The following is an 8,944-nucleotide window of genomic DNA, read 5'->3' as shown; positions in this document are numbered from 1 at the left end:
GCGGCAACCAGCGAACGTTCGGTTTCGAAGGTCATCAGGTCGACGCTGAAATCGGGCGCGCCGCCGCCATCGAGGGCGAAGTGCAACAGGCTCTCATCGTTGAGTTGGACGGCGACCCACGCCTCGTTTGTCGTGTCGGACAAGCTCACACTTTCGGCAATCCCGCCCGGTAATTCGTAATGCCAGACGACACACGCGTCGTCATCATCGTCGTTGTCGTCATCGTCGTCATTGTTGTCGTCGTCGTCGTCGTCGTCATCGTCGTCGCCCCCGGCGGTGTCGTCATCATTGTTGTCATCGTCGTCGTCATCATCGTCGCCAGGCTCGTACGGCGCAGAATCGTCGTCATCGTCATCGTCGTCGTCGTCGTCGCAAGCGATAAGCCCGCCGGCGAAAAGAAAGACGGCGAGAATCAACACCCACATGAAGGAACTTTTGGTCAAACGCATCTCCACTCCCATGTCGGCCGCCCGGGCGGATCGTTGTCCCCGTTTACACTGGACCCGGCGGCCGAGCAAGCACGCCGCACCTACTCATTTTCGCAAATTCGGTATCGAAAAGCCGCGCTTGTTTTGACGGCGATGCCGGTGATGATGGTTTCCGGTCGCAGTTCCGCCTTCCAACATCGATATTTGACGCACCCGGCGCGCGCCGCTAGCATGCACATTGATTGAAAACTTGAGAACTGCGAGCGAACCAATGAAGCGTATCTCCCTCCTCTGGCTATGCGGCATCCTGTGGTTGACGGGCGCGACGCCCTTCGCGATGGCGGCGTACGAAGTCGGCCTCACGCACGGCACCTACAAACATCGTCCCGAATTCGCCTTCGCCGCCGACAGCGCCTTCCACATCTTCGCCGCGCAAAACGAATGGGAACCGTTCCAGGTCCTGGTGCGCGACGATGTGGCGCTCACGAACGTCAACGTCACGGTGTCGGAATTCACCGGGCCGGGCGATGCGATCACGGAAATCGAACGGTACCGCTTACACTACCTATACGTCGCGGCAGACAAAATCAGTCACGACCCGCCCGATCCGGCGCACGCCGGCTGGTGGCCGGACGGGCTGGTGCCCTTCGTCGACCATTTCGACTACCAGGTTCGCGACGGCGCTCCCTTTGACGTGTCGGCGGATTTTGCGCAGGGCGTTTTCGTTGATGTCTTCGTTCCGGAGACGGCCACGCCGGGCGACTACACGGCGACGGTCACCGTCACCGCCGACGACCACGCGGCGTGGACGGGAACCGTAACCTTGACCGTGTGGGATTTCACGCTGCCCAACGGCATGTCGCTGGAGAGCCACTACCAATACACGCGCGACTCGATATGCAATTACTACATGGAGCACGGTTCGACGACCGATTGCGACGTGTTGACGGAGCGTTTTTTCGAGGAATACGCCCGGCACCGCATGAGTCCGTACCGCTGGCGTAAATACGAACCGGACTACACGTGGCACGAGGACACGCAAACGCTCGAGATGCATTGGGACGATTGGGACGTCGAGCACGCACCCTATTTGGACGGCACTTTCTACAAGCCCGGCTTCGAGTTTCAGACGGTCAACTTGAACCACAACTATCCCGACGTGCCCGCCGGGTTGACGCAAGACGAGTGGAATGCGCTGCATTGGAAGGCCCGCGCCGACCACTTCCGCGAGAAAGGTTGGCTGGACAAGCTCTGGCTGTACATCACCGACGAACCCGACCCCGGTGATTACCCCTACGTGATCGAAACCGCCGCGGCGCTGCATGCCGCCGACCCCGACCTGCAAACCTTCATCACCGAGCAATACGGGCCGGAACTCGATGGCTCGATTGACATCTGGTGCCCCGACGAGCCCTTGTTCGGCGACTCCCTGCCCTTTCCACCGTACCCGGAAGCGTACGAAGACCTGCGCGCGGCCGGCCAAAAGACGTGGTGGTACAACTGCGTGAGCGCCACCATCGGCTTCGACTACGCCAGCCATATGCTCGATCAAGAGGCCAACTACATGCGCGTCTGGCTGTGGTTGACGCGCCGCTACGAGTTCACGGGGATCCTTTTCTGGCGCATCAATTATCTGTGGTCGAAGCAGGATGTCTGGGAAAACATGTTCGCGGATAACTACGTTTGTCAGGGCGACGGCACCCTCTTCTATCCAGGCGTTCCCGACAAAATCGGCGGTACCAGCGACATCCCCCTGCCCTCGTTGCGCATCAAGATCCTGCGTGAAGCGATGGAAGACTACGAATACCTGCACCTTCTCGACGAAAGCGGCGACAGTGACTGGGTAGACGGCGTCACGCGCACGGTCGCGCCCAAGTCGTGGCAGTGGGAGCACGATCCCTTCGTCTTGCTCGACTGGCGGCGCAAGGTCGCCGAGAAGATTCTCGGTACGCTCGATGAGGAAGCGCCCGCGCCGCCCGCCGGCCTGACCGCGGAAGCACAAGTGGAAGCAATCGCCCTGTCCTGGACGCCGCCTACGGCCGACGACCTCGCGGCGTACGACATCTGGTATGCGCTCTACGAAGGCGATGAGTTTTTCGGCGGCGGTATCGACGCTCCCGCCAACAGCGCCCTGGTGAGCGGGCTGCAGCCGAATCGGGATTACACCTTGTGGGTCGAGGCCGTGGACGAAAACGGTAACCGTTCCGTTTCCAGTGATCCGGTCACCGCGCGTCCTCTCGCAGCCGGCGATGACGACGATGAGGACGCGGCTCACAATCCCAACGGAGTGCGGGTCACCGACTTGTCCGATGATGACGATGACGACGCCGTTGATGATCGGAATAATGATGACGACGCGCCGCTGCCGGGCTGCGGCGGTTAGCAGACGAAATCGCCGAACCGGCCGGAGGATAGCCATTGGACGAATCCACGCGAATTTTGGCACGCATCGACGAACTGTTTCGTGAACAACGTTTCGCGGTGCTGGCCACCAAACGCGACGACGCGCAACCCTACGGCAGCCTTGTGGCCTTCGCCGCCACCGAGGATTTGCGGCACATCGTTTTCGCGACGCTGCGCGGCACCCGCAAGTTCAGGAACATCGTTACCGAGCCCCGCGTAGCGCTTGTCATCGACAATCGCAGCAACGACGAAGCCGATCTACGGCGCGCGATGGCGGTGACCGCCTTGGGCACGGCGCGGGAAATCGACCGCGAACAAGAATCGCAATGGAGTCCTTTGCTGCTCGCCAAGCACCCGGCGATGACGGATTTCGTGGCGACCGCCGATTGTGCGTTGCTCGTCGTGAAGGTTACGAGCTACCTCGCCGTTACCGAGTTCCAGCACGTGACTGAATTACAGCCCGGCCCGGACGGTTTTCAGCCCGCCGAAACGACCTAGCACACCGGCCGCCTCGAAACACGCAACAGGACTCGTTAGGAAGCCGGCGATTTGCCGGGATGCAGTCACTCAATCCTTTTCGCGCCACGTGGACGGGAGCGTCTCTGCGTGAAGTATTTCCAAGATACCCGGCAAATGTCCGCGCCATATTTGATTGCCGCTTTGATCCGCAAATTCCACAGTGCAGGCGGTACCGGTACTCATAAGAGTGGTGCCGTCATCCAAGCGGTCGATGGTGCCCAGCACCGCCGAAGGTCCGGTGTAAGATTCCCACACAATCTGCGCCTCAAAAGTCGTTTCGTCGAAGGCGATTTCCAATCCTCGCGACCACGTCGGGGTCACGGCGTAATGGTTATCGTAGAGCAGCAAATTGCCGTTCGGCAGAATCTGCGCGTCATGCTGTATCGAAAACCACGAGCCGCTCTCCAGTTCGAAATCCATACCGGGGCCCATCTGCCACAACACATCGCCGCTCACCGTATCAATTTTCACGACACGGTTGATGTTCCGGAAGGATACGATAACGGCATCTTCGCCCGGAACCGGATAGACCGAGTTGGCGTGTGTCCAGTTGATCGTTCCCGCCCCAAAGTAGTTTTCAAAAAACGAACAGGTCATCGGCGACATGTCTTCGGGGGGAATTTCATCCGTATGATCGAACACCGACCAACGCCACACTTCCCGCCCCGAGACATCGAGGCGAACAACACCGTCGCCGACGGCCAAGTTTGTCGGCGTCGTAAGGTCACATTCAAATCCGGGCCCGAATTGATTGAACAAGCTATAGGTGAAACTCAAGTCGTCGGCGAAATACATTTGATGGTGGTAGGAGAGGAAAACCGGATCATCCAGGTTGGGTACGTAAAGCATTTCTATGCTGCCGTCACGGCGCACGGTCCAAATGCCGTCGTGTTTGGCGATGATAATCTCGGCGTCTGGCGTCACGTGGAGGATGCTCATCGGCGGGAAGTACGTCCAGGGCGCGAACACATTGCGATAGAAGCGAACCCGCCCCTCGCGGTCGATGAGAAGCACCTGGCCGGCGTGGGTTATTACGACCCAATCCGCCGCCGGGCTAGGCGCGGGGCCGGTATATTCCACCACGTCAGGGGCGCTTACCCATATGGGCAGCGGATCGGTCGAGAAGCTCGCCGATCCAAGCAACGAATTCAACTCGTCGGCGCTATATACTTCGACCGTAAATTCCGTATCGGCCACCAAACCGAAAAAGGCGAATCCATGCTTCGTCCCCACCGGGGAGCTTTCCTGTTCGGGAACGCCGTACCCCGGCATGTCGGGTGCGCTGATTCGGGCGGTGAGCGAACACGGATGATCGGTGGTCACCTGAACGGCTTTGGCTAAGCTATTGTAATCAGGCTCCGGGAGAAACGTTAGGTCGATGATCTGGCAAGCGGTTTGAGGCGTGTTGTCGTCGTCATCGTCGTTATCGTCATCATTATCGTCGTTATTGTTGTCATTATTGTCATTATTGTCGTCGTCATCATCATTATCGTTGTCGTCATCATTATCATCGTCGTCATCGTCGACGTCGTTATCATCGTCATTGTCGTTATCATCGTCGTCGGCAACGGTGTCATCGTCGGCTGGTTCAGACGTAGTGGCGTCTTTTTGGTTTTCGCCCATACCACCACATCCGACGACCAAGAAAAGAAACAGGATCGTCAAACCTAAACACAAAATTTGCTTTCTCATTGACCAACCCGTTCTTTCGGTTGATCCTCCCCAACTTCTGATTCCGTACTTGCTTTGTAAGGTTAATCCCGACGCGGTCAACTTGCAAGGATATTAGTTGCGGACCGACAGTCAAACTTTTCCCTGCCGGAGGGTGCGATCGAACCAATCCGCCACAACCGGCAGGCTCTCGGCGAGATGGTCGTGGAAAAGGAGATGGTGCGCCCCGGGAATGACGTGCAGTTCGCCATGCGGCAGGTTCGCCGCCGTCCACCAGCGTCGGCCGGCGTCCAAGGGCAACATGCCGTCGTTCTCACCGATCAAGCCCAACACCGGGATCTCGACTTCCCGGAAGGAGCACCACGGGCGGTAGCCACCAAAAAACGACACGACCGATCGCAGCGTCAGCGTCGAGCACAAAACCGGATCGTCGCGATAGGCACGGAAATACTCCTCCACGAAGGGCGTCACGGACAGGGCCGCGATCATCTCTTCATCGAGCAGTAAACTCATCGGCACGGAAGCGCGCGGCACCAGGCGGGCGCCCAGTCTCGCCACCGAGCGAAGCAAGCCCTTGTTGGGGGCCGGCAACTCGCCGGGCAGCAGCCAATTGTGACAAAGCGCCGAGCGAATGCCGCGGACATCCGGCAGTAGATAAAACGTCGTGATCCCGCCGAGGCTCGACCCGAACATGCCGATGCGATCGTTGAACCACTCGCCCGCTTTCTCGATGACCAGCGGCAGGAAATCGCGCACATCCTCCACGGTGCAATCGCCGACTTTGCCCTCGGAAAAACCGTGACCCGGTCGGTCGACGGCGATGATATTGAAACCACGCCGGCTCAGCAGCGCCAACATCGCGACATAGAAGCGAACGTAGGTACCGATGCCGCCGTGAAAGATCAGTACCGGATCGGTGGGCGCCGACTCATAGATATCCAGATGCAGCCGCAGCCCGCGCCATGTGACGAATTCCTCGCGAATGGCGGAGATGAAATCGTCGACTCGCGCCGGTTCGCCCACGGCCTCGCGCAAGCCCGGTACGTGGGCGGCAAAGCGCTTGGCCGCGTCGCGCGCGTATTGTTTTTTAGCTTCGATATCGTGGCGTTTCATGCTTCACCCCCGATGCGCCGCCTCCCACTTCTATGCGCCGCAATTGGTGTTACACTATGTGACGAATGACTGAAGCGAGGCGATTAGTCAAATGGCTCCCGACACAACACGGCCATTACGGTGGCGACGTATCAGCGACGAGGAACTCGGCTTTTCTCGAATGAACTTGATTCACATTCTTTCACCGTCGCCCGATCCTTATTTGTCGGCCGCCATCGAACTCGACGCCGCCCCGCTCAAGCGCCTCGTCGAAGATGTTCGCCGCGAAAGCGGCCGTCGCGTGTCCCTGACTCACGTGGCCAACAAGTTGCTGGCCGCCGCCATCGCCGAGAATCCGGCGTTCAATCAAGTCGTGCTCGATGACCGCATTTACGAAATGGAAACCGTCGACATCACCAATCCTCTATTGTTGCCGGGCGACAACCACGTGCTCACAGCGATCATCATCGACGAACCCCACCGCCGCTCGCTGCCCGACATCTTCGACGAATTCGAACGCCTCAAAAACGAGGCGGTGGAACATTACGGCGCGACGAACTTTCCGCCCACCGATCGGCGCGTCAAGTTTCTGATTCGGTCGCGGCTCTACAAACTGATTCCCGAGCGCGTGCGTTTTCGCGTCATGTACCAACGCGGCTTGAGCACCAACGTTGTGTTGACCAACGCCGCGTATCGTGGCGAGGCGAAATTTCTGATCACGAAAAACGCCACCCACATTATGCGCGCCATCACCCGCGTGTTCCTCCACGGCACGGTGACACGGCCGGTGAAAATCGAGGGCCAATGGCACGAACGCGAGGTGCTGCCCCTGGCGGTCACCTTCGACCACCGCCTCATCGACGGCTACCACCTCAACAAGTTCGCCCTTAGCCTGGAGCGCCTCGTCGCCGACGCCGGGAATTTGAAATCCAGTAATCCACCGCCGCCAGCGATGGGGCGAACGGCTTCGCGTCTGTCGTGATATCGGGGGAAGTTTCGTACCTGCAATTTGCAACGGCCGAATAAGAGGCGCGCTATCCCGCGCACGGCCGTTAGGGTCTTGCGGCCAGGAGCGCGGTTAATGGCGGCAGCAGCGCCTCGGCGATAACCGCGTGCCCGGCGTCCGTCGGGTGGCAGAAATCATGGAACAACTCGTCGGCCGCCAAGGGATCGCCAGCTGCTGCCGTGAACGCTGCATCGGCGTCGACGATCATCGCCCCGCCTGTTTTTGCCGCGTCCCGAATGACCGCGTTGATACGCTCCGGTGCCGCAAGATTGCTGCACATTTTTTCTCGCGATTCCGCGAACGCCGCCGCGGCTTCTTTTTGCCGCTCCAACGCCGCCAGAGCTTGGCCGCGCACGTACGGCGGTAGAGGAGAATTCGGCGCCGCCTGCTCGGCGATTTGCAGTTCGGCGAGGGCGCCCGCGTAATCACCGGCGTCCGTTTTCTCAAGGGCACTGCGTAAAGCGCGGCGCGCGGCGCGGTTGCCGACCGGTTGCTGAGCGAAATATTGCGGACACAGCCGGCGCCGATACGGTGTCGTCACAAACACCACCGGCACCTTGGCGACCTTCGCGAACTCAAGCAACTGCTCTACGTTGTGGCGAAACGAAGCCAAATATTCGCCGCGATCCCGCTTCCACGTGGCAGGATCGTAACCGGCCGGATCACCGAACGGAGCATTCAGACCGCAGCCGGCATCGGCGTCGAAGTTCGGGTCACGCCCCAAGGCGATCGTTCGACGCTGCGAGACCGGTTGCAGTTGCCGCTGCCACGAGGCCAGCAAACGATACGCAGCAGAGACCCGCTGCGCGCGGTAGTGCAACGACTCTAATGCCGACACATGGTGCCGGTACCGCCACGCCATCCATTCGTTATTGCCCGTCAACACAACCACGGCGTCGGGCTGAAAACACGTGGCAATTCGCGCCGCGACACGCGCCACCATGTGCGATTGCATCCCGTTTTCCGCCGCGTTGATCACCTCGACACCCGGCCCCAACGCCACGTCCAAGCGCCCGGCGAATGTCTGCGGGTACTCCACCCCCGCGCCCCACGCCGCCGACCCGCCGACGACGAACACGCGCTTTTCTTCCGGGCCTTTCGGCGGGTTCTTCCATTCGCGCAGCCGCGGATCGATCAGATCGCGATTCCCGTGCAGAACGACGTTCGGCGGACGCACGGTCAACGTCGCCTGGCACTCGTCCTTCCGCAATTGAATGGGATAGTACGGGCCGGGCCGGCGCTCGGTCGCCTCGGGTCGCCGCAGCACGAACCCGGCTTCCCGGCCCCAGGCGCCCGCAACACGCGCGCCGACCTCCGCCAGCGCCAGGGCGAAGACCACCGCCGCTGCCGCGAACGCAAAGCGACGGGCTCGGGAGGGACTGCTGCGGTGATCGGCACCGGTCATGGGAACTCCAGTGAAAGCGCGTTACGCCGTAGCGTATCATCTTCCCGCCGCACGAAAAACGGATTGTCGCCCAAATGAAAACGGCGCCTCAACGGGCGCCGTTTTTTGGGTATGTCCAAGCGATCAACCGCCGCAACAAGCGCCGTCGTCGCCCTCGTCGACCTGGCGGGATCCGCCGGTGTCATCATCGGCGTCGTCTGTATCGTCGTTGTCATTGTTGTCGTCGTTGTCATCGTCATTATCATTGTCGTCGTCATCATTGTCGTCGTTGTCGTCGTTATCGTTGTCATTATCATTGTCGTCGTCATCATCGTCATCATCGTCGTCATCATCATCGTCGTCATCATCGTCGTCGTCGTCATCGTCGTCGTCATCATCGTCGTCATCATCGTCGTCATCATCGTCGTCATCATCGTCGTC

8 protein-coding genes are annotated in these 8,944 nt (G+C 59.9%); 3 read left to right on the top strand and 5 right to left on the bottom strand.

Annotated features, from left to right (window positions below; all coding sequences use genetic code 11):
• Positions 1 to 449: hypothetical protein (locus P9L99_06935; protein MDP8223076.1), on the bottom strand; the 449-nt coding region annotated here is incomplete at its 3' end.
• A 250-nt stretch (positions 450 to 699) separates the two neighbouring features.
• On the opposite strand from P9L99_06935, the gene P9L99_06930 reads away from it, so the two are divergent.
• A complete protein-coding gene (locus P9L99_06930; GenBank protein MDP8223075.1) occupies positions 700 to 2,811 on the top strand; it encodes a DUF4091 domain-containing protein in 2,112 nt (703 codons plus the stop codon).
• 35 nt (positions 2,812 to 2,846) lie between these two features.
• Entirely contained in the window at positions 2,847 to 3,329 is a 483-nt protein-coding gene (locus P9L99_06925; GenBank protein MDP8223074.1) for a pyridoxamine 5'-phosphate oxidase family protein, read from the top strand.
• A 69-nt stretch (positions 3,330 to 3,398) separates the two neighbouring features.
• Here the strand turns inward: P9L99_06925 and P9L99_06920 are convergent, their stop codons facing one another.
• Positions 3,399 to 5,042 carry an aryl-sulfate sulfotransferase gene (locus tag P9L99_06920; protein MDP8223073.1) on the bottom strand — a complete coding sequence of 548 codons (1,644 nt, stop codon included), beginning with the start codon at positions 5,040 to 5,042 and terminating at the stop codon, positions 3,399 to 3,401.
• A 111-nt stretch (positions 5,043 to 5,153) separates the two neighbouring features.
• Positions 5,154 to 6,134, bottom strand: coding sequence for an alpha/beta fold hydrolase (locus P9L99_06915; GenBank protein ID MDP8223072.1), 981 nt, complete (start codon positions 6,132 to 6,134; stop codon positions 5,154 to 5,156).
• A 160-nt stretch (positions 6,135 to 6,294) separates the two neighbouring features.
• Between P9L99_06915 and P9L99_06910 the strand changes: the two genes are divergently transcribed.
• Positions 6,295 to 7,095, top strand: a complete 801-nt coding sequence (locus P9L99_06910; protein ID MDP8223071.1) for a 2-oxo acid dehydrogenase subunit E2 — start codon at positions 6,295 to 6,297, stop codon at positions 7,093 to 7,095.
• Positions 7,096 to 7,165: 70 nt separating this feature from the next.
• On the opposite strand, the gene P9L99_06905 is transcribed toward P9L99_06910, so the two are convergent.
• Together P9L99_06905 and P9L99_06900 are read right to left on the bottom strand one after the other, a co-directional pair.
• Positions 7,166 to 8,524: a GDSL-type esterase/lipase family protein gene (locus P9L99_06905; GenBank protein ID MDP8223070.1), complete on the bottom strand. Its 1,359-nt coding sequence runs from the start codon at positions 8,522 to 8,524 to the stop codon at positions 7,166 to 7,168.
• 123 nt (positions 8,525 to 8,647) lie between these two features.
• Positions 8,648 to 8,944, bottom strand: a 297-nt coding sequence (locus P9L99_06900; GenBank protein ID MDP8223069.1) for a hypothetical protein, incomplete at its 5' end; no start/stop codon positions are given.

Source organism: Candidatus Lernaella stagnicola, from assembly GCA_030765525.1.
GTDB lineage: Bacteria > Lernaellota > Lernaellaia > Lernaellales > Lernaellaceae > Lernaella > Lernaella stagnicola.
The sequence above is the reverse complement of the archived record's forward strand: the minus strand, read 5'-3'. Positions and strand labels throughout refer to the sequence as shown.